The sequence below is a fragment of the Massilia aurea genome, from assembly GCF_014200505.1.
GTDB classification, from domain to species: domain Bacteria; phylum Pseudomonadota; class Gammaproteobacteria; order Burkholderiales; family Burkholderiaceae_D; genus Telluria; species Telluria aurea_B.
The window spans coordinates 592009-617914 of the sequence record NZ_JACHBX010000001.1 but is presented as its reverse complement, the minus strand read 5'-3'; the positions used below and the strand labels follow the sequence as shown (position 1 = coordinate 617914).

Here is a 25906-nt window from a genome sequence, read left to right as displayed (position 1 = left end):
GTCAACCGGGACAGAGAAGGCGGAGGATCAGACGGCGTTCGCGCCTGCCCTCGCCGCGTTCTTTCGCGCCGCCAGCCAGGGCAGCCGGGCAAAGACGGCGATCGGAATCAAGAATGGGTACAGACTCCAGATGGCCCGACCTTCGATACGCACGGACAAGGCTGCGTAGAGAGGCGGAATTGCCATCATCAAGAGAATCCCCTTGAGCGGCTTGATCCGATCGGGTACCCGTTTCCACCCCAGCACCGTCAACGGGATCACGATCATGGCAGCGCTGATCAAGGACAGCAGCGAGCGGTTGTCACGCAACGCGGCGATGACGGTGCCGATATTCGGCATCCATACGTAGGACGGCAGACCAGAAAAAAGCCACCACCGCACGCTGACCAGCCAAAGCGCGGCAACCGCCAGTGCAAGGATGCCACGCACCAGCCCGACCCGCCCGAACACCAGCAGCCAACCGAGCAACAGGATGTTTTCTTCCCTGACCGTCGTGGCAAACAACGCGCCCGCCACGGCAATCCAGGGCTGGCAAGTCACGACACCGAGCACGAATACCGCTTTGCCAAAAATGGCGCCAGGATCAGTGAGCAGATAGGGGGCATACCAGAAGGTCGGCACCGACAAGATGAACAGTAGCCCCGCCAGCAGCGTCTGGCGCCGGTTGCCGCCCGCAGCCTGCACAACACGAGCAAGGACGATGGCGGTGCCGGCGGTGGCCAGCCAGTTCAAGATGGCGAAGGCATTGCGAACGTCGCCCGGCATGAACGCCGCCAGGGCGGGCATGGTCACCCTGTAAGGAAATGGCGCGCGCAACGCGGAAAATGGCAGTTCTCCCCGGAGATAACGCGCCGTATTGAAGTAGGCCAGCGAGTCCTCGACGGTCCCGCCCCAACGCGCCCACATAATCGCCAGTGAACACACGGCAAACGTCAGAGACAGGGCAATCCAGTGCGTTCGCGACCAGGCGCTTCCAGGAGTTACTGCTTTGTTCGTGCCATCCATGCTGCGCCGCTTTTTGAAAATTGATTGAGGACGCGGCCTTGACACCCGGGAGCGCAGAGTGCCTGACAGGCAGCATCCATTGGACGGGTGAGTATAGAGGTCTATCCCCCGTGGAAGCTCACAGAAAGTCACTGTGACGCAGGCTGGAACTGCGCAAAAAAACGCGGCCCGTACGAACGGGCCGCGTCGTGAGCCTGCCGGCGCACACGCCGGCAATCACGCCTAGGTGCTGCGCCGATCGAGCATCGCGCGCGCGATCGTGCCCGCGTCGACGTACTCGAGCTCGCCGCCGACCGGCACGCCCCGTGCGAGACGGCTGACCTTGAGCCCGCGCGCCTTGAGCATTTCGCTGATGTAGTGCGCGGTGGCTTCGCCCTCGTTGGTGAAGTTGGTTGCCAGCACCACTTCGCCGACCACCTCGTCGGTGGCGCGCGTCACCAGCTTTTCCAGGTGCAGATCGCGCGGTCCGATGCCATCCAGCGGCGACAGGCGCCCCATCAGCACGAAGTACAAGCCGCGCCAGGTCAGCGTCTGCTCGACCATCAACTGGTCGGCCGGCGTTTCAACCACGCACAAGAGCGTGTGGTCGCGTTCGGGATCGGCGCACAGGTCGCAGATCTCGATGTCCGAGAAGGTATTGCACTTGATGCAGTGGTGCACCGTGTCGACCGCCTGGTACAGCGCGCGCGACAGTTGCGCCGCGCCCTCGCGGTCATGCTGGAGCAGGTGAAACGCCATGCGCTGGGCGGACTTGGGGCCCACGCCAGGCAGGCGCCGGAGCGATTCGATGAGAAATTCGAGGGATGTCGACATGGATGGGTGAATAAAACGGCCCGCCGGCAGAGCGCCGGCAGTGCCGCATCATCCCTGGATCAGAAAGGCATCTTGAAGCCAGGCGGCAGGCCCGGCATGCCGGCGGTCACGCCGCTCATTTTTTCGGCGGCGGTGGCTTCGGCCTTGCGCGACGCGTCATTGAATGCAGCAGCCACCAGGTCTTCCAGCATGTCGCGGTCGTCACCGAGCAGCGATGGGTCGATCGTGACGCGCTTGACGTCGTTCTTGCAGGTCATGACGACCTTGACGAGGCCGGCGCCCGACTGGCCTTCGACTTCGACCAGGGCCAGCGCTTCCTGCGCCTTCTTCATGTTGTCCTGCATGGCTTGCGCCTGTTTCATCAAGCCTGCGAGCTGGTTCTTCATCATGGTGTGGTTCTCCAAATGGGGGTTATCTGTGGTGATTGGATCAGGCGATCTTGACCGAGCCGGGCACGACGAACGCATCGAAGCGTTGCTCGAGTTCCTGCACGAACGGGTCGGCCGCGACCAGGGCCTCGGCCTCGCGCTGGCGCGCCTCGCGCGCCGCTTTCTGTTCGGCGCCGGCGGTGTACCAGACTGGGCCGATATCGGACTCCACGCAGACGCGCAGGTTCGGGAAATGTTCTTGCAGCGCCGCCGCCAGCTTTTCGCTGTTGCCGCTGGCGCGCAACGTGTCGACCGGCACGCGCAGACGGAACGTGACCGCGTTGTCGCGCGCTTCGCACGCAACCAGCTCGGTCTGCAGCGCCAGTTGCTGGGCCACGCCGCGCAGCGGCAGGCTGCCGGCCAGCGCCGGCCAGTTGCCGTCCCAGTCGATCTCGGGAACCGGCGTGACGACATATGCGTGCGGCGCCACGCGCGGTGCACGCACAGCCGCAGCAGGAGCCGGGGCAACGACGACGGCTGGCGCGGCCTCGGTGGTGACGGTGGCGACGGCCGTGTCATCCGAAAACTCGGTGACCCAGGACGGCACATCGTCATCAGGTGGCTGCTGGGAGCGCAGCGCGGGCTGCGGCGGTGCGATTGCTTGCGCCTGCGCCGGTGCAACGGATTGCGCGACGGCCTGCTGGCCACCGCCATCCCATGGCGGCGCAGACCGGCCTTGCGGCGCCGACGACGCCGAAGACCCCGCGTGCATCGTGGCGCCCGGCCCCGGCGCGGCCGGTGCTGAAGGCCGCGGTGGCGGTGGAGGTGGCGCAGGGTCGGCAGCCGGCGCCGGCGCGGACTCGGGACGCTTGTTGCCGCTTGATCGCATGCCAGCGCCGGCGCGTGCTGCTTCCAGCGCCGCATTGATGGCGGCGCGGGCCGATGTCATTGGCGGCGCGCCGGGTGCCGAGGCACCCGTCGGCGCGGCAGGCATTGGCGGCGGTGGCGCTGGTGCTGGCACTGCGGGACGTGGCGCAGGTGCCGGCGGCGTCGCCGCAGCCGGTGCATTCGTCGATGGAGCAGCCGATGCGGCAGCCGACGCAGCCGCGCGCGGCGTCACCGCTGCATGGCTGGCGGCAGCAGCGGCAGCGGCGCGGGCGCCGGGTACATTGATTGGTGCAGCGGCGGGCGGGGCCTGGACTTCAGCGCCACCCTGCCCGGGGCGAAACGCCAGCATGCGCAGCAGCGTCATGGTGAAGCCCGCGTATTCGTCCGGCGCAAGGCCGATCTCGTTACGGCCATGCACGGCGATCTGGTAATACAGCTGTACTTCTTGCGGCTCGAACAGGCCGGCCAGGCGCATGATGTCGGCCAGTTCGGGCAAGTCCTGCGGCACCGCGCCCGGCACCGATTGCGCCAGCGCGATGCGGTGCAGCAGCGTGCCCAGGTCTTGCAGCGCGCCGTTGTACGACAGGCTGCGGCTGGCCATTTCATCGGCCACCGCCATCAGGTCGGCGCCATCCTGCGCAGCGAGCGCATCGAGCAGGCGCACCAGGTACGACTGGTCAAGCGCGCCGAGCATGCCCTGCACCGATTCGAGCGTGACCTGGCCGGCGGCGTACGCGATGGCCTGGTCGGTCAGCGACAGCGCATCGCGCATCGAGCCGTGCGCGCCCTGCGCCAGCAGGCGCAGCGCGGGCTGCTCGAACGTGACGCCCTCTTGCCCCAGGATGTCTTCGAGGTGGCCGACGATATGCCCCGGCGGCATCTGCTTGAGGTTGAACTGCAGACAGCGCGACAGCACCGTCACCGGAATTTTTTGCGGATCGGTGGTGGCGAGGATGAACTTGACGTGCGGCGGCGGTTCTTCGAGCGTCTTGAGCATTGAATTGAACGCGTGGTTCGTCAGCATGTGCACCTCATCGATCATGTAGACCTTGAAGCGCGCATTGCTTGGTGCGTAGACCGCCTGTTCGAGCAGCTGGGCCATCTCGTCGACGCCGCGGTTGGACGCCGCATCCATCTCGATATAGTCGACAAAACGGCCGGCATCGATGGCGACGCAGGCTTCGCAGACGCCGCAGGGTTGCTCGGTGATGCCACCCTGCCCGTCCGGGCCGATGCAATTGAGCGACTTGGCCAGGATGCGCGACAGCGTGGTCTTGCCGACCCCGCGCGTGCCCGTGAACAGATAGGCGTGGTGCAGCCGCCCGGTGCGCAGGGCGTGGCTCAGGGCACGGACGACGTGCTCCTGGCCGACCAGCGTATCGAAATTCTTGGGACGGTATTTGCGGGCGAGGACTTGATAGGACATGTCACGATTTTACCGCAGATGACGCCCGCCGCGGACATTCGGCGGATGCGCTGACCTACAAGACGGCATGCGGTGCTGGCGACAGGCGTGACGACGCCGTGATGGCGAACGTGATGCAAACAGGGGGGAGCAAACAGAAAATACAGACGCCAGCTAGGGCGAAGAACAACGAAAGAGGCGAGCCTGATCTGCGGCACTTGCGGTGAACGGCTTTGGCTGCTTCGTTCCCGACCTGACCAGGTAAACCATGCCGCAATGCGCAGGGGCCCGCCAGCGCGAATTATACCGCACGCAGGCGGTTTGGGGAAATGGCCGGCAACATCCATCGCCGGCCACTGTCATCAGATCCCCAGCTCTTGCCAGATCGCATCCACGCGCGCCTTGACGTCCGGCGCCATCACGATCGGCGTGCCCCACTCGCGGTTGGTTTCGCCCGGCCATTTATTGGTCGCATCGATGCCCATCTTGCTGCCCAGGCCACTGATCGGCGAGGCAAAGTCCAGGTAATCAATGGGCGTGTTGTCGACCAGCACGGTGTCGCGGGTCGGATCGACACGCGTCGTGATCGCCCAGATCACTTCTTTCCAGTCGCGCACATTGACGTCTTCGTCCACCACCACGATGAACTTGGTATACATGAACTGGCGCAGGAAACTCCAGACGCCGAACATCACGCGCTTGGCGTGGCCCGCGTACTGCTTCTTCATCTGCACGACTGCCATACGGTAGCTGCAACCTTCCGGCGGCAGATAGAAGTCGGTGATTTCGGTGAACTGTTTCTGCAGCAACGGGATGAACACTTCATTGAGCGCCACGCCCAGCACGGCCGGCTCGTCCGGCGGTTTGCCCGTATAGGTCGAGTGGTAGATCGGGTCGCGCCGCATCGTGATCCGGTCAATGGTAAACACCGGGAAACTGTCCTGCTCATTATAGTAGCCGGTGTGGTCGCCATACGGCCCCTCGAGCGCATGCTCGAAACCGGTCGGGTGGTTCGCATCCGGATAGATATGGCCTTCCAGCACAATCTCGGCAGACGCCGGCACGCGCAGCTCGCTGCCGATCGCCTTCGTCAGCGTCGTGCGGCTGCCGCGCAGCAAGCCGGCAAACTGGTATTCGGACAGCGAATCGGGCACCGGCGTCACCGCGCCCAGGATCGTGGCCGGATCGGCGCCCAGCGCCACGGCGATCGGATACGGCTTGCCTGGATTGGTCAGCGCGTGCTCGCGGAAGTCGAGCGCGCCGCCCCGGTGCGCCAGCCAGCGCATGATGACCTTGTTCCGGCCCAGCACCTGCTGGCGGTAGATGCCCAGGTTCTGGCGCTTCTTGTTCGGCCCCTTGGTAATGACCAGGCCCCAGGTAATCAATGGTGCGACGTCGCCCGGCCAGCAATGCTGGATCGGCAAACGGGCCAGGTCAACGTCCTGCCCTTCCCAGACGATCTCCTGGCAGGATGCACCCTTGACTTCCTTGGGCGCCATGTCCCACACCGCTTTTACCAGGGAACCCATGCCCATGATGTCGGCAAAGCCCTTGGGCGGCTCGGGTTCTTTCAGGCGCGCCAGCACGTGGCCGATGCGGCGCAGCTCGCTCACATCGCTCGCGCCCATCCCCAGTGCCACCCGCTTTGGCGTGCCAAACAGGTTGGCCAGCACCGGGATCGTGTGCCCGGTCGGCTTGGAAAACAGCAGCGCAGGACCCTCGGCGCGCAACGTGCGGTCGCACACTTCGGTCATTTCAAGGTGCGTCGAGACAGGGAAATCGACACGTTTGAGCTCACCCATGCGCTCCAATTGGGCCATAAAATCACGCAGATCTGTATATTTCATCAAGTTTTAAGCTTTTCTTCGGTTGCAGAACATTAGTGAAGCGACGCCGCCAAGTGATTGATTCGACAAGTGTTTCACGCTCATCAGTACGTCCTTAATAACTAGAAGTAATATAGAACAGTCGTGCTAGGGTTGACTTGATATAAGCTCGCCCATACAATCCGTCCTACTTGATGAGGCAGCGATACTTTTTTTGACACAATTTTAGCTGTTCTCATGCATTCACGGGGTCGGGGCCCCACATGACATTGTAGGAGTGTTTTCAACGGGCGTCTGCCCACTCCCCCGAGACAGTTGTTGAGCCACTGGCACCAGTCCCCATGTTGGACGGCAGCCAGCTGAAGCAAGGCAATGACGGCGTTAGTCGGCCGCGTCGCGGCGACAAACGATTTTCTGATGCACGGTCCAGAGCACCCCCACGTAACGCCTTTGGCGCGACGACGGGCTTCTTTTTGCCGCGACAAGGGGAAATTCGATGTTTCATCGTTTTATCATGAGCGCAAAGTTCATGCATTCCATGGCCAGCCAGCCTATCACGGTGTCATCCGTGACCAAAACGGCACGCAGTGTTGTACAAACTGCGCGTTCTACCCTGACCGTATTCGGTCTTAGCGCTGTGGCCCTGATGGCCCTGATCTACTCCAACGACAGCGTCGCCAAGCGCGTCTCCGAGATGCTGCATCCGGAACCGGTCGTCGCCGTCAATATGTCGGCAGCACCTGTCGCCACCGTCGTGCCCGCAATGCAGGCCACGGCCCAGACGGTTGCTGTGGAAACGACCCATATGGGCACGTCGTCCGCCACGCTTGGCAACACCAAGCAGCAGCAGTACGTGACCAAGTGGCTGTCGAAGCGTTACCGCGTCGCCAGTGACGCCGCCAATATGCTGGTCTCGACCGCCTACCTGACGGCGCACGATCTGAAACTCGATCCGCTCCTGATCCTGGCGGTGATGGCCATCGAATCGGGTTTGAACCCGTTCGCCGAAAGCGCGATGGGCGCCAAGGGCCTGATGCAAGTGATGGCCAAGGTCCACCATGACAAGTTCGAGAAAGTTGGCGGCCAGCAGGCAGCCCTCAATCCCGTGGCCAACATCCGTGTCGGCGCCTTGATCCTGAAAGACTACGTCAAGCGCACCGGTTCGGTCGAAGGCGGTCTGAAGACCTATGTGGGCGCTGCCGATATGGACAGCGACCAGGGTTACGGCGCGAAGGTCATCAACGAGTACCGCCTGCTGAACCAGGTCGCGAAAGGCCAGAACGTGCCGGCAATGAAGCGCAATACGCCAGCACCGACGTCGGCGCCAGTCGTCGTCAGCAAGCAGCCTGAGGCAGATAGCGTGAAGCCGGAAGCAAAGCCAGTACCTGAAGCGACCACTTCTGCCACCGCACCGGTGGTTGCCTCGGACGCATTGGCCGGTCTGTAAAATTTGACCGCTGCCCTCAAAACCACCGCTGCGGCGGTGGCTTTTTTATGTAGGGTGGACGGGTTCCCCGTCCACGCGTTCAACGCACGTCGGCGCCTCGCAAACGCCGCTTGAACGCGTGGACGGCATAGCCGTCCACCCTACGGGATTGTCGCATTATGCCCAACATAAAAAAAAGCCACCGGCTCGCGCACGGTGGCTTTTTACATGGTGCAAACCAAACGATCAGCGGCGCTGATCGCCTGCCGCTTCGTCCGGGCGCAGGCGCTGGGCCAGCTTATCCAGCACGCCATTGACATACTTGTGGCCGTCGATACCGCCAAACGACTTGGTCAGCTCGACTGCTTCGTTGATCACGACGCGGTACGGCACTTCGGGATGGTTCTTCAGCTCGTACGCGCCCAGCAGCAGCACCGCGTGCTCGATCGGCGACAGTTCGGCGATCGAACGGTCGATCAGCGGGGCGATCGACTCGCGCAGCTCGACCGAGGTACTGATCGCGCCATTGAGCAGCGCCGAGAAGAACTCGCTGTCAGCTTTGTCGAAACCATGGGCGCTGCGGATATTGGCCGCCACGATGCGTGCCGGTTCATTGTTCAGCAGCCATTGATACAGACCCTGGAGCGCGAACTCGCGCGCGCGGTGGCGCGGCGTGCGGTTCTTGCTCGGGTTGGCGTGCATATTCTTGTCGGTCATTGTTCTCTTGCCTTTAGTGTTATTCGTCTTCTGGCACCAGCTCGTCCAGCGCCATCAGCAGGTTGGCCATTTCGACGGCGACACGCGCGGCGTCGGCGCCTTTTTCGGCCATGCGCACTTCTGCCTGCGCATCGTTCTCGGTGGTAAGAATCGCGTTGGCAACCGGGATGCCGTAATCGAGGCCGATGCGGGTGATGCCCGCGCCCGATTCATTCGACACCAGCTCGAAGTGGTAGGTTTCACCGCGGATGACGGCGCCCAGCGCGATCAGCGCGTCGAACTGTTCGGTCACGGCCATGCGCTGCAGCGCCAGCGGCACTTCGAGCGCACCCGGCACGGTCACGTGCAGGATGTCTTCATCGGCCACGCCCAGGCGCTTGAGCTCAGCCAGGCACGACGACAGCAGGCCATTGCCCACAGTCTCGTTGAAGCGGGCCTGCACGATACCGATGCGCAGGTCTTCGCCCTGCATATTGCTTTCAAAAGTTCCTACCGTCATGACTGACCTCTTGTATTAGTTGGATGGGATGATTCAGGCGTCGGGACGCGGCACGTAGCCGGTCACTTCCAGGTCGAACCCGGTCATCGACGGCATCTTGCGGGGATTGGCCAGCAGCTGCATCTTGCGCACGCCCAGCGCGCGCAGGATCTGGGCGCCGATGCCATAGGTGCGCAGGTCCATCGACGCGGCGCGGGCGCCGGCGCGGTTGCCGCGTGCATCCTGCGGCGCCAGTTGCGCAAACAATTGCTCGGCCGTTTCGCCGCAATTGAGCAGCACGATCACGCCGGCGTCGCTGGCCTTGATCGTGCGCATCGCCGAAGCCATGTCCCACGAGTGCGTAGTGGCGCGGTTTTCCAGCAGGTCGAGAATCGACACCGGCTGGTGCACGCGCACGAGCGCTTCTTTATCAGGCGACAGCTCGCCATGCACGAGCGCCAGGTGGGCCGAGCCGCTTGGTGCGTCGCGGAACGCCACCAGCTTGAATTCGCCCGCCTCGGTGGACAGCGCGCGTTCGGCAATGCGCTCGACCAGACATTCGTTCTGGCTGCGGTAATGGATCAGGTCGGCAATGGTGCCGATCTTGAGATCGTGCTCTTTGGCAAACTCGATCAGGTCGGGCAGGCGCGCCATCGTGCCGTCTTCCTTGATGATCTCGCAGATCACCGAGGCGGGCGACAGGCCGGCCATCTGCGTCAGGTCGCAACCGGCTTCGGTATGGCCAGCGCGCATCAGGACGCCGCCCTTCTGGGCGCGCAGCGGGAAGATATGGCCCGGCTGGACCAGATCGTCCGGCACAGTGCCCTTGTGGACCGCCACCTGGATGGTGCGCGCGCGGTCGGCCGCCGAGATACCGGTGGTCACGCCTTCGGCCGCTTCGATCGAGACGGTGAAATTGGTGCCGAACGAGGTGCCGTTCTTGGACGTCATCATCGGCAGGGCCAACTGGTCGCAACGTTCTTCGGTCAGGGTCAGGCACACCAGGCCACGGGCGTGGCGGATCATGAAATTGATCGCCTCGGGGGTGACGAAATCGGCTGCAAGCACGAGGTCGCCTTCGTTTTCGCGATCTTCTTCGTCGACCAGAATGACCATGCGGCCAGCGCGCAGTTCGGCGACGATTTCCTCAGTGCTGGAAATGGACATACAGATTCCTTGAAACAGGGGTTTTGCGTAATCCGCTATTTTAAAGGATTTACAGACGCCCAACGGCATTCCCGATGGCCAGAGCGCCAAATTGCCAGCACGATGTGCCCTTGTCGTCAACCATGCGTTGCCAATAGACAACCACAGGTGACCGCGTGTCGGTTAATTGTTAAGCTAGTTCATTCGCGTGGCAAGCCCGCGGCACGACCGTCACCAACTGGATTATGATTAACACATTATTGCCGTATTTACCCTTTCACAGCGGCAGTCTTTCTGACGGAGTTGCCATGCCGCTTGCTTGTCCCCTTCATCCTCCAGGCGCCACTGCCAGCGGCAGGCTTTGCTGATGGCGACGATCCTGATTGTCGACGACCGGCCCAGCAACCGCAGTTATCTGAGCGCCCTGCTCGGCATGAGCGGGCACCGCATCCTCGAAGCCGAAAACGGCGCCTGCGCGCTGGCCATCACGCGCGCCGAGCTGCCTGACCTCATCATCACCGACATCCTGATGCCGACGATGGACGGCTACGAGTTCGTCCAGCAGTTGCGCGCCGAGCCGGCGCTGGAGAACACGCGCGTCATCTTCTTCTCGGCAGTCTACTCGGAGCGCGAAACAGTGGCGATGGCGGCGCGCTGCGGCGTCACCACGGTGCTGGGCAAGCCGGCCGACCCGCACCGGATCCTCGAGGCTGTCGACGCCGAACTGGGCGTGGCCGGCGGCGCGCCGGCGCCCTTCCCCATCGCCGGGCATGAGCCAGAGAACGAGCGAGCCCTGCCATTCGACCTGGGCGCGCGCCTGGGCGAACTCGAACGCATGTGCATGATGCTCGTCGGCGAACGCCGGGTCGAGGCGCTGGCCGCGGCATTTGTCGACGCCGTGCGCCGCGTGCTGGATGCCGACTGCGTTGCGCTGTGCCTGCTGGGCAGCTCGGAAAGCAGCGTGCGCCATCTGAGCACGTATGGTGTCGACGCTGCCCTGCTGTTGCCATCGGCGCTGGATGAGCACGACCTGCCAGGCGTGCTGCTGCGCGCCCGGGCGCCATTGCGGCTGGATGCGGACGATGCGCTGCTGGCCACGCTGCCCGCCGGCCATCCGCGCGTCGTGCACCTGCTCGGCCTGCAGGTCCACGACCTGCAGCATCCACTGGGCTGGCTGTACTGCACGCGCGCCGACGGCGGCGCCCCCTTCACGGACGAAGAAGAGCGCTGGGCCACGGCGCTGGCCGCGCAACTGGCGGTGGCCTACGAAAACCTGAACCTGTATGAAGTGGTCCAGCACCACGCGGCGCAGCTGCAGCTCGAGGCCATCGCCCGCGCCGATTCCGACGCCGCCCTGCGCGACAGCGAACACCGGCTGGAATTGGCGCGCCAGGTCTTCGACAGCACCCAGGAAGCGATCCTGATGACCGACGCCGACGCCAATATCGTCGCCGCCAATCCGGCCTTCGAGACAATCACCGGCTACGTCGAAGCCGATGTCATGGGGACCAACCCGCGCTTCATGCGCTCGGGCCGGCACGACGCCGCGTTCTACGCCAGCATGTGGAGCTGTCTCGAAAAAGACGGCCAGTGGCGCGGCGAAATCTGGAACCGCCGCAAGAACGGCGAAATCTACCCGGCCAGCATGAGCATCAGCGCGGTGCGCGACGATGCCGGCAACCTGACGGCCTACGTGTCGGTCTCGACCGACATGTCGGCGCTGAAAGCGGCCCACCACCAGCTTGATTTCCTGTCGAACCACGACGCGCTGACCCAATTGCCGAATCGCTCGCTGTTCAACGACCGCGTGGGCCAGGCCCTGGCCGCGGCGCGCCAGGATGCCAGCCAGGTCGCACTGCTGCTATTCAACGTGGACCGGCTCTCGCGCATCAACGATAGCCTGGGCCACTCTGCCGGCGACACCGTGCTGCGCGAAGTCGCGCGCCGCGTCAGCGCGCTGGCTGGCCCCACCGACACCGTCGCGCGCCTGTCGGGCGATGAGTTCGTGCTCTTGATGACCGATTTCGACGACACCGACGACGTCATCTACTGCGCCCAGAAGCTGATCGACGCCGTCGCCGAGCCGCATGGCGTGGGCGGTCACGACCTGGTGGTCACCGGCAGCGTGGGCATCAGCATCTACCCGCGCGATGGCGATGCGCCGGGCGACCTGCTCAAGGCGGCCGACGCGGCGCTCACGCACGTCAAGGAATCGGGGCGCAATGGCTTCCGCTTCTTCAAGGGCGAGATGAATGCCGAGGCGCTGCGCTGGCTGGCGCTTGAAACGCGCCTGCGGCGCGCGATCGAACGCGACGAACTGGCGCTGCACTACCAGCCGCAAGTGTCCCACCTGGACGGCACGCTGGTCGGCATGGAAGCCCTGCTGCGCTGGAACAGCGGCGAGATCGGCAATGTCTCGCCGGCCGACTTCATCCCGCTGGCCGAAGACACGGGCCTGATCCATCCGATCGGCGAATGGGTGATTCGCCAGGCCTGCTTCCAGAACAAGGCCTGGCAGGATGCGGGCCTGGCGCCGGTGCGCGTGGCGGTCAATGTCTCGGCCCACCAGTTCAAGGCCGGCGCCGTCGTGTCGGTGGTGCGCAGCGCGCTGCACGACAGCGGCCTGGCACCGCGCTGGCTCGAAGTCGAACTGACCGAGAGCGTGATGCTGGGCGACAGCAGCGCAGCCGAAGCCCAGATGGCCGAACTGCGCGCGCTGGGCGTCTCGCTCTCGCTGGACGACTTCGGCACCGGCTACTCATCGCTGGGCTATCTGTCGCGCTTCCCGCTCGACAAACTCAAGATCGACCAGACCTTCGTGCGCAATATCACCAGCGAGCAGCGCAGCGCCGCGATTGCCCAGGCTACCATCGCGCTGGCCAAGGGTCTGTCGCTGGCCGTGGTGGCCGAAGGCGTCGAGACAATCGGCCAGCGCGATTTTCTCGGTTCGCTCGGCTGCGACGTGATGCAGGGGTATCTGTATGGGCGGCCCATCCCGGCCGTCGACATGGCTCGCTTGCTGGCGCTCGGCAGCGTGATGCTGTAAGCGCTGCGCCGTCGCTGCACGGTCCCTGCAGCGTTCGTTAGCGCAGCCTTAAGCCCAGCCGTGCACAGGCACGCGCCCTGTAAAATGCACCGATCAAGTCACCGGGAACCCCCAATGAGCAACAAATTCGTACGCGGCGCCTGCCTGGCCGCGTTGGTGTGCGTGTCCTCGCTGGCGCACAGTGCGCCGCAGGCCAGCGCGCCCATGGCAGCCGTCTCGAAAATGGACGCGCTGCAGCTCGACGCCGTGATCCCGGTCGGCCCGCAGGTCAAGGTCGGCAAGCTGGCCAATGGCCTGACCTACTACATCCAGCGCAATGCGCGCCCCAAACACAAGCTCGAACTGCGCCTGGTCGTCAAGGCTGGCTCGATCCTGGAAGACGACGACCAGCGCGGCCTGGCGCACTTCGTCGAGCACATGGCGTTCAATGGTTCGACCAATTTCCGCAAGCACGAGCTGGTGTCGTACCTGCAATCGATCGGCGTGGGCTTCGGCGCCGACCTGAATGCCTACACCTCGTTCGACGAGACCGTGTACATCCTGCCGATCCCGACCGACAAGCCGCAGAACGTCACCCGCGCCTTCCAGGTACTCGAAGACTGGGCCCACGGCGTGAGCTTCGATACTGACGCCATCGACAAGGAGCGCGGCATCATCCTCGAAGAAGCGCGCCTGGGCAAAGGCGCGGCCGACCGCATGGGCAAGCAGATCTATCCGCGCCTGTTCAACGGCTCGCGTTACGCCGAGCGCCTGCCGATCGGCCGCGAAGACGTGCTGCGCAATTTCAAGCCCGAGACCCTGAAGCGCTTTTACAAGGATTGGTACCGGCCCGACCTGATGGCGGTCGTCGTGGTCGGTGACATCGATCCGGCGCAGGCCGAGAAGCTCGTCAAGCAGCACTTCACGCGCCTGAAGAATCCGGCCACGCCGCGCCCGCGCGACTACGCCGCGATTCCGGCGCGCGCCGACACCGAGGCGCTGGTCGTGACGGACCCGGAAGCCGATGGCAATGCGGTGCTGATCCGCTATCCAGTACAGCCGGTACGCGACCTGGGCACCGTGCGCGCCTACCGCGAAGAGCTGGTGCAGGGCCTGTTCGCGTCGATGCTCAGCGCGCGCCTGGCCGAGATCTCGCAACTGCCCGATGCGCCGTGGCTGGGCGCCAGCAGCTCGCTGGGCAAGCTGACCCCGCGCTACCGCGCCTATAACGCGTCGGCCGCCATTGGCCCGCGCGGCGCGCAGCCCGCCATTGCGGCGCTGGTGCAGGAAAACGAACGCGCACGCCAGCACGGCTTCGGCGTGCAGGAACTCGAACGCGCCAAGAAAAACCTGATGCGCACCTACGAGCAGGCCTGGAACGAGCGCGCCAAGAGCGATTCGGGCACCTACGCCGCCGAATACATCCGCAACTTCCTGCAGGACGAAGCCATCCCCGGCATCGAGACCGAATACCGCTACGTGCAGAACCTGGTGCCCGGCATCACGCAGGCCGAAATGAACGCCTACGCGCGCCGCACGATCCCGCAGGACTCCGGCAAGCTGGTGCTGTACACGGGCGTGGCCAAGCCCGATACGCCCACCGGGCCGCAGTTGCTGGCGGCGGTGAGCGAGGCTGCGCGCCTGCCGGTCGAACCGTACGATGAAAAACTGCTGGCGGCGCGCCTGATGGAACGCCCGGCGCAACCCGGCACGATCACGCACGAAGAGCACGACAAGGCGCTGGGGCTGACGCGCTTGACGCTATCGAATGGCGTGAAGGTGATCCTGAAACCCACCGACTTCCTGAATGACCAGGTGGTGCTGAGCGCGGCGCGCCCCGGCGGGCAAAGCCTGTTCCCTGATCAGGACATCCTGAATGCGCGCTTTTCGAACGCGATCGTGGCCAGCATGGGCGTGAAGGATTTCACGCCGCTGGACATGCGCAAGATCCTGGCCGGCAAGGCGGCCGGCGTGACCGTGGGCCTGGGCAGCTACACCGACGTGATCGCGGGCGCCTCGGGCGCCACCGACATCGAAACGATGCTGCAGTTGCTGTGGCTGAAGTTCGCGGGCGTGCGCCGCGACGAAGACCTGTTCCACGCGTATATCGACAAACAGGCCGAGATTGCGCGCAACGCCAGCGGCCAGCCGGGGCGGCGCTTTGGCGACGCCGTGGTGTCGGCGCTGTTTGGCAATCACCCGCGCGCGCCACGCTCGCTTGAGGCCGACGAATACGCCAAGATCGACCTCGATCGCAGCATCGCCATCTTCCGCCAGCGTTTCTCGAGCGCGAAGGACATGACGTTCATCCTGGTGGGCAGTTTCGACGAAAAGGCGATCCGGCCGCTGTTGACGAGCTATCTGGGCACGCTGCCCACGCCCGCACTGCCGGTGGCATACCGCGACGTGGGCCTGCGCCCGGTGACGGGCGTGGTCAAGCGCGAAGTGCGCAGCGGCACCGAGCCCAAGAGCAGTATCTCGATCAACTTCACGGGCCCGGCCGTGTTCTCCGAGGCCGAACAGCTGCGCCTGTCGGCGCTGATCGAAGTGACCAATCTGCGCATCATCGAGGTGCTGCGTGAAAAGATGGCGATGATCTACGGCGGCGGCGCCAGCGGCGCGCTCAGCAAGATCCCGTACGGGAACTACTCGATCGGCATCAACCTGCCGACCGGGCCGGAAAATGTCGACAAGGTGGTGGCTGCGACGTTTGCCGAAATCAAGCGCCTGCAAGAGAACGGGCCGGACGCCGCCGAGCTGGAAAAAGTGAAATCCGGCTGGATCCAGAACCACCGCCGTTCGCTGCGCGAGAACGGCTACTGGGTGGCCAATCTGCAATCGAGCCTGACCGAAGGGACCGACCCGGCGTCGATCCTGAAGGTCGAGCAGCAGGTGGCCGCGCTGACGGCGCAGGACGTACAGGCGGCGGCGCGGCGTTACTTCGATACGAAGAACTATGTGCAGGTGGTGCTCAATCCCGAGGCGGCCGCCAAGGCAGCCAACGTGGCCAAGGCGCTGCCCGCAGTGCAGCCGCAGCCGGGCCAGCCGGGTCAGCCGGCGCTGCCGGGCACCTGATGGGCCACGCGCGCCGGCGTGGCCTTTCGGGCTGCCGGCGCGCATCGTCTATACTATGCGTGCCCGCAGCGGGCATTTGCCCCCGTACACATCAACGCCGGCGCCAGGCACCATCGGCGCTCTACTGGTAACAATCCATGAGCATGCCCGATCATCCGGTTCACCTGGCCAGCGCCTTGTTGTATGGTGCCCAAGCACACCACCGCGTGATGCCTGCGCACTGAGTCTGCAGCCGCATGCATACACCCGACGAGTACCGCGCCGAGATCGACCGCCTGCGCAAGACCACGCGCGATCTGGTTGCCATGACCACCCTGCCGGCCATCTGGGGCGACCTGCCGCCGGAGGGGGTCATCGACAGCCTGGCGAGCTTCCTGCTTGCGACGCTGGACCTGGACCTGGTCGGTATCCACCTGCCGGGCAAGGGCGAGATCGATCCACTGGACACGATTCGCCTCCGGCGCAACGATGACAATGACGATGATGGGGCGATGCTGGCGGCTGCGCGCGCGGCGCTCGACGCCGCCATCGGGTCGGCCGACCCGCATGACAGGCGGCCCGCCACCCTGCATGCCAACGACGCGCCGCGGCAGTTCGGCACAGCCCGCTTCGGCATTGGCAGCGAGCTTGGCGTCGTTGTCATCGGCGCGCGGCGCGCCGGCTTTCCGTCCGAACACGAGCGCCTGCTGCTGGGCGTGGCTGCCAACCAGGCCGCCGCCATCCTGCAGCGCCGCCTGGCAGAACGTGCGCTGGCGCGCAGCGAATCGCGCTTCCTGGACCTGGCCGACGCCGCGCCGGCCATGCTGTGGGTCACCGAGCCTGATGGCAAGCTCTCGTTCCTGTCGCGCGCCTGGCACGAATTCACGGCCCAGGACCGGGGAACGAGCCTGGCGTTCGGCTGGACGGCCGCCGTGCATCCCGACGAGCGCGACGCAGCGCTCCACGCCGTCGTCGATGCCAATGCGCGCCGCGTGCCATTCAGCATGGAGCATCGGCTGCGGCATGTCGTCGATGGGTACCGCTGGGTGATTGCGACCGGACAGCCGCGCTTTGCGGCGAACGGCGACTTCCTGGGTTTTGTCGGCAACGTGCTCGACATCAGCGACCGCAAGCGAACCGAACAGGCGCTGCACGAGACACGCGACACGCTCGTGACGATGTTCGACGCCCTGCCGGTGGGCGTGGCCGTGGCCGGCCAGGATGGCAAGCTGCTGCTGTCGAACCAGGCAATGCACCGCTACCTGCCCACCGGCGTGCTGCCGTCACTGGACGAAGAGCGCTATATGCGCTGGACCGCGTTCGATGCAGACGGCCGGCCGCTGGCGCGCCGTGATTTCGCCGGTGCGCGCGCATCGCGCGGCGAACGCGTCGTGCCGGGCATCGAAGCGCGCTATCTGGGCGACGATGGTGTCGAGATCTGGACACAGGTGGCAGCCGTGCCGCTCAAGGGCCGCGACGATGTCACGCGCGGCCATGTGGCGATCGTCACCGATATCGATGCCTTCAAACGCACCGAAGCCGCGCTGCGCCTGGCTGAGTCGCGCCAGCGCGAACTGTTCGACGAAGTCGCCAGGGCCAACCGCAACCTGAGCGAATTCCTCGCCGTGCTGGCGCACGAGCTGCGCAATCCGCTGGCCCCTTTGATGACGGGTCTGGAATTACTGCGCGTCGGCCCCCGCGACCCCGCCGTGGCGGCCAATGTGCGCGACATGATGGAACGCCAGGTCCGGCAACTGGCGCACCTGATCGACGACCTGCTCGACATCGCGCGCGTCACCAACGGCAAGGTGGAAATCCGCAAGACCCGCGTCGACCTGAACGCCATCGTGACCAATGCGGTCGAGACCAGCCTGCCGCTGATCGACAAGCATCGCCATGCATTCGACCTGCAGCTGCATGATGCGCCACTGCCGGTACAGGCCGACGCCACCCGCATCGCGCAGGTGATCGGCAACCTGTTGACCAATGCGGCCAAGTACACGCCACCAGGCGGCGCGCTGTCGCTGCGCGTGATGCAGGACGGCACTGACGCCGTCATCACCGTCACCGACAACGGCGTTGGCATTCCCGCCGCGTCGCTGGAATCGGTGTTCGAGATGTTCAGTCAGGTGGGCAGCAACCGCCAGCACGCACAGGGCGGCCTGGGCATCGGCCTGTCGCTGGTACGCCAGCTGGTCGATTTGCATGGCGGCGCGGTTAGCGCGCACAGCGAGGGCATCGGCAAGGGCAGCACGTTCGTGGTCCGGCTTGCGCTGGACGACGCGCCAGCGGCAGCGCCCCTTGAAGAGGTCGCTGCGCAGGGCACGCCGGCTGCGCCGGCACTGCGTATTCTCGTCACGGACGACAATATCGATGCAGCGGTGACGCTGTCGATGCTGCTCGAGATGGAGGGCCACGCCGTCACGGTCGCGCATGACGGCCAGCAGGCGCTGCGAATGGCCGCGCAATGCGCGCCGGACGTGGTGTTTCTTGATATCGGCCTGCCGGACATGTCGGGCCACGACGTGGCGCGTGGCCTGCGGCAGATCGCCGGGCTCGAACGCTGCACGATCGTCGCGGTATCGGGCTGGGGCGCGCAGGATGACCTGGCGCGCTCGAGCGCCGCCGGCTTTGACGCGCACTTCACCAAGCCGGTGGACTCGAGCCGGGTACTCGATTACCTGGCGGTGGTCGCTGCCAGCATGCGCTCGACATAACGCGCAATCAGGTCGATCTCGAGATTGACGCGCGAACCGGCCGCCAGGTGCCGTAGCGTGGTGACCTCGATCGTGTGCGGAATCAGGTTGATCGAGAAGCGGCAGACTTTCTGGCCGCCCTCTTCCAGGTCGTGCACGCGATTGACGGTCAGCGACACGCCATTGACGACAATCGACCCTTTATAGGCCAGGAATTTGCCCAGCTCGTGCGGCGCATCGATGATCAGTTCGCGCGATTCGCCAACCGGCTCGAAGCTGTGCACGACGCCCAGGCCGTCGACGTGGCCCGACACCAGGTGCCCGCCCAGGCGCTCGGCCAGCGTCAGGGCTTTCTCGAGGTTGACTTCACCGGGCGCGTCCAGGCCCACGGTCTTGTTCAGGCTTTCGCGCGAGACGTCGACCGTGAATCCGGTGGCGCTCTTTTCGGTGACGGTCATGCAGGCGCCGTTGATGGCGATCGAGTCGCCCAGGCCCACGTCGGCCAGCGGCAACGGGCCGGCATCGATGGCAAGACGCACGCCGGCGTCCAGGCCACCGGCCAGCGGTGCAACGGAAGTGATGGTGCCGACAGCGGCGACGATTCCAGTAAACATACGACGTTATTCCTTGTTGGGGGTAGCAGAGGATGATTGGGCAGCTTCGGCAAAGCGGGCCAGAATGCGCAGGTCGTCGCCCACGCGCGTGACGTCGTGGAAGCGCAACTGGCGCCGTTCGGTCAATTGCGTGAGCGGCGGCAGGTCGAACATGCCCTGGCCCGGGCCGATCAGGCTCGGAGCCAGGTAGACCAGCAATTCGTCGACGCAGCCTTCGCGCACCAGTGACGCATTGAGCTTGCTGCCCGCTTCGACGTGGACTTCATTGACTTCGCGCCGGCCCAGTTCGCGCATTAGCGCCGGCAGGTCGACCTTGCCATGTGCGTTGGGCAGGTACAGCACCTCGTGGCCGGCGGCGCGCAGGGCGGCGGCTTTCTCGTCGCCCGGTTGCTCGGCCGCGGCGACGAGCCAGCACGGTTCGCCCTGCAGAATGTGCGCATCAAGATCGATCTCGAGGCGGCTGTCGACGATCACGCGGCGCGGCTGCATCGGCGTGGCCAGGCCCCGCACGGTGAGCTGCGGGTTGTCGGCCTTGACGGTGCCGATGCCAGTGACGATCGCGCTGGCGCGGGCGCGCCAGGCATGGCCGTCGGCGCGGGCGTCGGGGCCGGTGATCCACTGGCTTTCGCCGCCGGCGAGGGCCGTGGCGCCATCCAGGCTGGCGGCCACTTTCAGGCGCACCCACGGCAGGCCGCGCACCATGCGCGAGAAGAAGCCGATGTTCAGTTCCTGCGCTTCGCGCGCCATGATCCCGGAACGCACCCCGATGCCGGCCGCTTCCAGCTGCGCCAGGCCACGACCGGCGACGAGCGGATTGGGGTCGACCATGGCGGCGACCACGCGCCCCAAGCCGGCGGCGATCAGCGCGTCCGAACAAGGCGGCGTGCGGCCATGGTGGCTGCACGGTTCGAGCGTGACGTAGGCGGTGGCGCCACGCACGTCGTTGCCGCGCGCGGCGGCGTCGCGCAGCGCCTGGATTTCAGCGTGCGCCTGGCCGGCCGGCTGCGTGTGGCCGGCGCCGATGACGACGTCGTCCTTGACGATCACGCAGCCGATGCGGGGATTGGGCGCCGTGATGAACATGCCCCGCGCAGCCCAGGCCAGCGCCGCGGCCATGCCTTCGGTGTCGTTGAGAATGGGTTGGCTGTCGTGCGTCACGTGGTCTTTCATCGGTGCGCATGGTGCAATGCGCTTGTTTTCAGTCTTGTTTTCAGTCTTACTTCAGGGCGGTGCGGCGACGCCATCACAGCCGGCGTCACGCGCCGGGTTGCACAGGCGCGGGCGGCCAAGCATATTGATTTTAATACGGCGTATCCCGCCGCCGTGGAACAGCGACAGCGTACCGGGCCGCGCCGCAGCGCTGCTGGTCGTGCTGCAACTGCGTCCCGCGCCATTGTAGGCGATGTATTGCGGGGCTGCAGGGCTGGCAAAGGAATAGCTCACCTGCACGCCCTGCGGCAGCGTGGCGCGCACGGCCAGGATGTCGTCACCCGCGCCCGCCTGGCGATTGTTGTCGCGATCGACGTACACGGTCCAGCCACGCGACCAGTCGATGCCAGCCGCGTCGTTCGATGTCAGGATCACGGGCTCGTTGCGGGCGATCGCCATCGACCGGGTGAGCTGGACCGCACTGTAAAGGTCGGCTGCAGCCACGCGCAGTTCCTGGCCCTGGACGATCCGGTGCAGGCCGGGCGCCGCCAGCGACGACGTGATCGCCACCATGCCCAGCACCACGGCCAGTTCCGCCATCGACAGACCGGTGCAGTGGCGGCGCAGGATGGCGCGGGCGGGCGTGGTCTCAAGGCGCGTGGTCATGGCCAGCAGCGTGTGGACTGGCCGCTGGCGCCACTTGCGCCCTGCGCGCCGGTGCTGACCAGCGTCAGCGTGCCGCATTCCGGATCGGCAAACGCTGCATTGACATTGGCCGTGCCGGGCCGCGCGCGCAGCACGATGCAGGCAGCAATCGTCTGCTCCGGACAGGCCTCGCCGTCGAGCTCATAAGCGCTGGCGGCCGCACTGTTGCCGAGCCAGGTGCGGAACTGACGCGTGTCGGCAGCGCCCGTGGCCATCGAGAACGCGATATAGCTGTAATGCTGCGCGCGGTACTGTTCCTGGCGCTGCATCAGGTCGAGCAGCGCCAGCTGGGCTTCGACCCGGCGCGCCTTGACGATCTGGCGCGCATACGACGGATAGGCAACCGATGTCAGGATGCCGACGATCGCCAGCACCATCAGCAGTTCGATCAGCGTGAAGCCGTTGCGGTGTCGTGTCATGAATTTGCTCCTCTTTGCTCCTGTTTGCCCGGGTGCGTCATTCCGATGCGGCGGCAACCATCGCAGACCAGTTGCCGATCTCGCGCCAGCCAACGCGCCGGCCATGCCCGCCGGCGGCTGGCAGGCGGTAATAGGCCTGCACGGCAGCCCCGGCGCCTGGCATGCTGCCGGCGCCGCGCGCGGCGATGCGGTAAAGCTGGCCGTCGGCGGACGCCGGCATCAGCTCGATCAGGTAGCGTGGCGTCTCGAGCGGCAAGCCGCCCTCCCCTGTGGGCAGCGTGGCGCCCGTGAACGTGCCGAACGCGATGGCCGGGCCATCGTCAAGCGCCAGCCGGGCCAACTGGTGATCAGGGTCGGCGTCGTGCGCGCACAAACCGTTGTACGGCCGGGCGCCCAGGCACGCGCCGACGAAGGCATCCGCACTGCCGCCGCGGATCGCGTTGGCGCGCGCCGAGCCTGGCACTGCGCCGCCGTCGATATCGTGTTCGGCATCGAGCAAGGCGGCTTCGGCCATGTGCAGGGCCAGCGTGCGATCGCGTTCGTAGGCCGCGGCGCGGGTGCTTTGCAGCGCGCCACGCGCCGAGGCGATGCCCGTCATGAGCACGGCCAGCATCAGCACGAGCGCGGTGATGAGCGCGATGCCATCCTGGCGCCGCGGCATGGGTGGGAGTCGGTGGCGCATGGGCAGCTCAACGCGCGGCCACCGGCGGCGCAGAAGGTGGCACGCTGGGTGGCGCTACCGGGAGCGCGCCGGGCACTGCAACAGGCACCGCAATTGGCACCGCAATCACCGCCCCATACACCTTGCGCACGCGCGCTTCGCCGCCGCGATCGAGGTCGGCCGCTGCCAGCCGGACACCCGGATCGGCAGCCGCCAGCGCGCCGTCATACCCCGGACCGAACAACCAATGCACGAGGCCCGCGCCCACATCAGGCGCCTGGCGCGGCCCATGCAGCAGCAAGCCGACCCGCACGCTCGCGACGTGCTTCCAGTGGCTGCGCGTGCGCAGATCGGCGTCACGCTCGTTGGCAGTCGAGCCGGCCAGCACCAGCGCCGCGTCGAGCGCCCGGATCGCGCTGGCGTTCACGTACCGGTTGGGCGCGCCATCGCCATCGGTATCGAGCCCATACAACACCTGGAAGCTGTCGACGTGGCCTGCCACGGCATCGGACGACCAGTTGCCGGCGCCCCGGTATTTGCAGCGTAGTTCAGCGTCGCCTTGCGCATTGCGCGCCACATAGAAAATGCTCCAGCCTTCCTGATCGCGGTGCACGGGAAACCCGGCGCAATCGAGCGTGCCACCGTCGCCGGCCGGCGGCGCGCCGGTGCCGGCAAAGCGCAGCGCCAGCACGTCGCTGCCGTTGACCGTTGCCGGAAGCGGCGCATCGATGCCGGCGCCGGCATGGGTCAGTGACGACGCATCCAGTCCGGCGATGGCAGCCGGCAGCGTGGGATCGATCACCGGATGCGCGGCCCAGTCGACGTGGCCCGCCAGGTGCACGGCGCGCGTCAGCGCATCCAGCGCGTAGCGGCCGGCATCATCCATCTCGGCCGCTTCGAGCAGCGCCGCATGCGCACGCGTGGCGCCAATCAGCAGCGAACCAGCCGCCAGCAGCACAGCCAGGCCAAGCGTCATCGCGACCATGAATTCGGCGATGGTAAAGCCGCTTTGACGCACAAACCCATAGCGATGAATACTCATCGCGCCACCATCAGCACGAACGCCGGCAAGTCATCGTTGCCATGCCAGCCGATCTTGATTGCCACCGCCGCATGCGCGCCGCCACTGCACGCCCACCGATAGCGGCGACTGGCGGCATCCCACGGCGCCGCATCGCGGCATACGGCAATGCGCCCGCCGGGAAAGCGCCGGTGCACGAGCAGGCGCGTCTCGTCGAGGTCGAAGGCCGCCAGCGCCAGCGGATCGCAGGCGGCAGTGCCGAAGCATGGGACGGCGGCGACAGGCGGGCCGTCGGCGACCGCGTCGTAGTCGAGCGACAGATAGGGATTGCCCGCATCGGGCAGGCTGGCCAGCGGCAGATTGGCACCGATGCGCGCCGCCAGCGAACTTGCCAGCTGGCCCGCTTCGGCCATCAGGGCCGCCTGCTGGCGCGTGCGCTCGGCCGCCAGTTGGGCCGCCCCGGCGCCGACGATGCCGATGGCGAGCACGAACAACGCCACCAGTACTTCGATGAGCGTAAAACCGCGATATGAATGGTTGCGCATGCAAGCCTCCCGATAACGAGCTACGACGTTATCAGGCCGGCTTTGCACGCCCGTGCGTCGGCGCAAGCGCAGGCCGCGCCGATCGGGGAACCTTGGGACGGGATTAGTTGTCGAGCTTGCGCTGGTGCCCGACTTCGGCCAGCGCCGCCTGGAACGAATCCAGGTCTTCGAAATTCTTGTAGACCGACGCGAAACGGATATACGCGATCTTGTCGAGGCCCTTGAGCTCTTGCATCACGAGCTCGCCCACATGGCCGGTGTCAACTTCGCGCAGGCCGCTGGTGAGCAGCTTTTCTTCGATGGAGGCAACGGCCTTGTCGATGGCTTCGGCCGCCACGGGCCGCTTGCGCAGCGCCAGCATCAGGCTGCCGCGCAGCTTCGACGAGGCAAACTCGGTGCGGCTGCCGTTCTTCTTGACGATGATCGGCATGGACAGTTCGATGCGCTCATAGGTGGTGAAGCGCTTGTCACACTTGCCGCAGCGGCGCCGGCGCCGGATGGCGTCCCCCTCCTCCGATACGCGGGTATCGAGGACTTGTGTATCTTCATGCTGGCAAAAGGGACATTTCATGGCGCCGGGGCTGCAATACTACGTGGAGACTATCGGGCCAGCGAACCGGCCCGGATAGACAGAGTCAGCCAGATCAGGCGGCGTAAACCGGATACTTGCTGGTGAGTTTCTTGACTTCGCCCTTGACGCGCTCGATGGTCGCAGCGTCGTGCGGGTTGTCCAGCACGTCGGCGATCAGGTTGCCCACGGTGACGGCGTCTTCTTCGACAAAGCCACGCGTCGTGAAGGCCGGGCTGCCCAGGCGGATGCCCGACGTGACGAACGGCTTTTGCGGGTCGTTCGGGATGCCGTTCTTGTTGCAGGTCATGTGCGCCTGGCCCAGGATGGCTTCGGCTTCCTTGCCGGTCAGGTTCTTGGCGCGCAAGTCGACCAGCATCACGTGCGATTCGGTGCGACCCGACACGATGCGCAGGCCACGTGCGGTCAGCGTGTCGGCCAGTGCCTTGGCGTTCTTGACGACCTGCTGCTGGTACGTTTTGAACTCAGGCGTCAGCGCCTCTTTGAACGCAACGGCCTTGCCGGCGATCACGTGCATCAGCGGGCCGCCCTGGATACCAGGGAAGATGGCCGAGTTGATGATTTTTTCGTGCTCGGCCTTCATCAGGATGATGCCGCCGCGCGGGCCGCGCAGCGACTTGTGCGTGGTCGACGTGACGAAGTCGGCGAACGGCACCGGATTCGGGTACTCGCCTGCCGCGATCAGGCCGGCGTAGTGGGCCATGTCGACCATGAAGTAGGCGCCGACTGCCTTGGCGACCTTGGCGATGCGTTCGAAGTCGATCTTCAGCGAGAACGCCGACGCGCCGGCGATGATCATCTTCGGCTTGTGCTCGTGCGCCTGGCGCTCGAGGGCTTCGTAGTCGATGTCTTCGTCAGCGGTCAGGCCGTACGAGACGACGTTGAACCACTTGCCCGACATGTTCAGCGGCATGCCGTGGGTCAGGTGACCACCTTCGGCCAGCGACATGCCCATGATCGTGTCGCCTGGTTTCAACACGGCGAAGAACACGCCCTGGTTTGCTTGCGAGCCCGAGTTTGGCTGCACGTTGGCGGCTTCCGCGCCAAACAATTGCTTGAGGCGGTCGATTGCCAGTTGCTCGACGACGTCGACGTATTCGCAGCCGCCGTAGTAGCGCTTGCCCGGATAGCCTTCGGCATACTTGTTGGTCAGTTGCGAGCCCTGCGCTTCCATCACGGCTGGCGAGGTGTAGTTTTCGGACGCGATCAGCTCGATGTGGTCTTGCTGACGGACGTTTTCCTTCTGAATGGCATTCCACAGATCCGGATCGACATTGGCCAGCGTATGGTCTTTAGCAAACATGTAAAACTCCAATCGATAGTATTCCAGGCAACGAGCGGCGCTGTGTGCGGGTG

The 25906-nt window shown here is 65.4% G+C and carries 21 protein-coding genes and 1 other RNA gene; 4 read left to right on the top strand and 18 right to left on the bottom strand.

Annotated elements, in window-relative coordinates; translation table 11 throughout:
* Nucleotides 1-27: 27 nt before the first annotated feature.
* The 6 genes from HD842_RS02645 to ubiD form a co-directional block, all read right to left on the bottom strand.
* Nucleotides 28-1005, bottom strand: a complete 978-nt coding sequence (locus HD842_RS02645; RefSeq protein WP_183550563.1) for a hypothetical protein — start codon at nt 1003-1005, stop codon at nt 28-30.
* A 222-nt stretch (nt 1006-1227) separates the two neighbouring features.
* Complete coding sequence (gene recR / locus HD842_RS02640; RefSeq protein WP_183550560.1) at nt 1228-1818, bottom strand: recombination mediator RecR; 591 nt, start codon at nt 1816-1818, stop codon at nt 1228-1230.
* 59 nt (nt 1819-1877) lie between these two features.
* Nucleotides 1878-2207, bottom strand: a complete 330-nt coding sequence (locus tag HD842_RS02635; protein WP_183550557.1) for a YbaB/EbfC family nucleoid-associated protein — start codon at nt 2205-2207, stop codon at nt 1878-1880.
* 40 nt (nt 2208-2247) lie between these two features.
* Complete coding sequence (locus tag HD842_RS02630; protein WP_183550554.1) at nt 2248-4500, bottom strand: DNA polymerase III subunit gamma/tau; 2253 nt, start codon at nt 4498-4500, stop codon at nt 2248-2250.
* A 173-nt stretch (nt 4501-4673) separates the two neighbouring features.
* An RNA gene (ffs, locus tag HD842_RS02625) (signal recognition particle sRNA small type) lies at nt 4674-4772 on the bottom strand.
* A 69-nt stretch (nt 4773-4841) separates the two neighbouring features.
* Nucleotides 4842-6326 (bottom strand): 4-hydroxy-3-polyprenylbenzoate decarboxylase, encoded by a 1485-nt coding sequence (gene ubiD, locus HD842_RS02620; protein WP_183550552.1) that lies wholly within the window; start codon nt 6324-6326, stop codon nt 4842-4844.
* Between the two features lie 517 nt (nt 6327-6843).
* On the opposite strand from ubiD, the gene HD842_RS02615 reads away from it, so the two are divergent.
* On the top strand, nt 6844-7752 hold the full coding sequence (locus HD842_RS02615) for a transglycosylase SLT domain-containing protein (protein ID WP_183550550.1): 909 nt from the start codon (nt 6844-6846) through the stop codon (nt 7750-7752).
* Between the two features lie 225 nt (nt 7753-7977).
* Here the strand turns inward: HD842_RS02615 and nusB are convergent, their stop codons facing one another.
* From nusB to ribBA, 3 genes are read right to left on the bottom strand one after another with little or no spacing between them, the layout of a single operon-like run.
* Nucleotides 7978-8448 (bottom strand): transcription antitermination factor NusB, encoded by a 471-nt coding sequence (nusB, locus tag HD842_RS02610; protein ID WP_183550548.1) that lies wholly within the window; start codon nt 8446-8448, stop codon nt 7978-7980.
* 19 nt (nt 8449-8467) lie between these two features.
* Complete coding sequence (gene ribH / locus HD842_RS02605) at nt 8468-8947, bottom strand: 6,7-dimethyl-8-ribityllumazine synthase (RefSeq protein ID WP_183550546.1); 480 nt, start codon at nt 8945-8947, stop codon at nt 8468-8470.
* A 33-nt stretch (nt 8948-8980) separates the two neighbouring features.
* Nucleotides 8981-10093, bottom strand: a complete 1113-nt coding sequence (ribBA, locus tag HD842_RS02600) for a bifunctional 3,4-dihydroxy-2-butanone-4-phosphate synthase/GTP cyclohydrolase II (RefSeq protein WP_183550544.1) — start codon at nt 10091-10093, stop codon at nt 8981-8983.
* Between the two features lie 346 nt (nt 10094-10439).
* Between ribBA and HD842_RS02595 the strand changes: the two genes are divergently transcribed.
* From HD842_RS02595 to HD842_RS02585, 3 genes are all read left to right on the top strand, one after another.
* Nucleotides 10440-13118 carry a two-component system response regulator gene (locus HD842_RS02595; RefSeq protein ID WP_183550542.1) on the top strand — a complete coding sequence of 893 codons (2679 nt, stop codon included), beginning with the start codon at nt 10440-10442 and terminating at the stop codon, nt 13116-13118.
* A gap of 114 nt (nt 13119-13232) precedes the next feature.
* The gene (locus HD842_RS02590) at nt 13233-16172 is read left to right on the top strand and encodes a M16 family metallopeptidase (protein ID WP_183550539.1); all 2940 of its coding nucleotides are present in this window, start codon (nt 13233-13235) and stop codon (nt 16170-16172) included.
* A gap of 236 nt (nt 16173-16408) precedes the next feature.
* A complete protein-coding gene (locus HD842_RS02585) occupies nt 16409-18868 on the top strand; it encodes a hybrid sensor histidine kinase/response regulator (protein ID WP_183550536.1) in 2460 nt (819 codons plus the stop codon).
* Here HD842_RS02585 and HD842_RS02580 read toward each other — a convergent pair.
* The 9 genes from HD842_RS02580 to glyA form a co-directional block, all read right to left on the bottom strand.
* The gene (locus HD842_RS02580; RefSeq protein ID WP_183550533.1) at nt 18829-19461 is read right to left on the bottom strand and encodes a riboflavin synthase; all 633 of its coding nucleotides are present in this window, start codon (nt 19459-19461) and stop codon (nt 18829-18831) included. The genes HD842_RS02585 and HD842_RS02580 overlap by 40 nt on opposite strands.
* Nucleotides 19462-19467: 6 nt before the next feature.
* Nucleotides 19468-20631 carry a bifunctional diaminohydroxyphosphoribosylaminopyrimidine deaminase/5-amino-6-(5-phosphoribosylamino)uracil reductase RibD gene (ribD, locus tag HD842_RS02575; protein WP_229424565.1) on the bottom strand — a complete coding sequence of 388 codons (1164 nt, stop codon included), beginning with the start codon at nt 20629-20631 and terminating at the stop codon, nt 19468-19470.
* A gap of 51 nt (nt 20632-20682) precedes the next feature.
* Complete coding sequence (locus HD842_RS02570) at nt 20683-21276, bottom strand: GspH/FimT family pseudopilin (RefSeq protein ID WP_229424564.1); 594 nt, start codon at nt 21274-21276, stop codon at nt 20683-20685.
* A complete protein-coding gene (locus HD842_RS02565) occupies nt 21273-21734 on the bottom strand; it encodes a type IV pilin protein (RefSeq protein ID WP_183550532.1) in 462 nt (153 codons plus the stop codon). Before HD842_RS02565 ends, HD842_RS02570 begins: the two co-directional genes overlap by 4 nt.
* 37 nt (nt 21735-21771) lie before the next feature.
* Nucleotides 21772-22416, bottom strand: coding sequence for a pilus assembly PilX family protein (locus tag HD842_RS02560; protein ID WP_229424563.1), 645 nt, complete (start codon nt 22414-22416; stop codon nt 21772-21774).
* A 7-nt stretch (nt 22417-22423) separates the two neighbouring features.
* The gene (locus tag HD842_RS02555) at nt 22424-23437 is read right to left on the bottom strand and encodes a PilW family protein (protein ID WP_183550530.1); all 1014 of its coding nucleotides are present in this window, start codon (nt 23435-23437) and stop codon (nt 22424-22426) included.
* Nucleotides 23434-23961 carry a type IV pilus modification protein PilV gene (gene pilV / locus HD842_RS02550; protein WP_183550528.1) on the bottom strand — a complete coding sequence of 176 codons (528 nt, stop codon included), beginning with the start codon at nt 23959-23961 and terminating at the stop codon, nt 23434-23436. Before pilV ends, HD842_RS02555 begins: the two co-directional genes overlap by 4 nt.
* A gap of 103 nt (nt 23962-24064) precedes the next feature.
* The gene (nrdR, locus tag HD842_RS02545) at nt 24065-24532 is read right to left on the bottom strand and encodes a transcriptional regulator NrdR (RefSeq protein WP_183550526.1); all 468 of its coding nucleotides are present in this window, start codon (nt 24530-24532) and stop codon (nt 24065-24067) included.
* Between the two features lie 73 nt (nt 24533-24605).
* A complete protein-coding gene (gene glyA / locus HD842_RS02540; protein WP_183550524.1) occupies nt 24606-25853 on the bottom strand; it encodes a serine hydroxymethyltransferase in 1248 nt (415 codons plus the stop codon).
* Between the last annotated feature and the right edge of the window lie 53 nt (nt 25854-25906).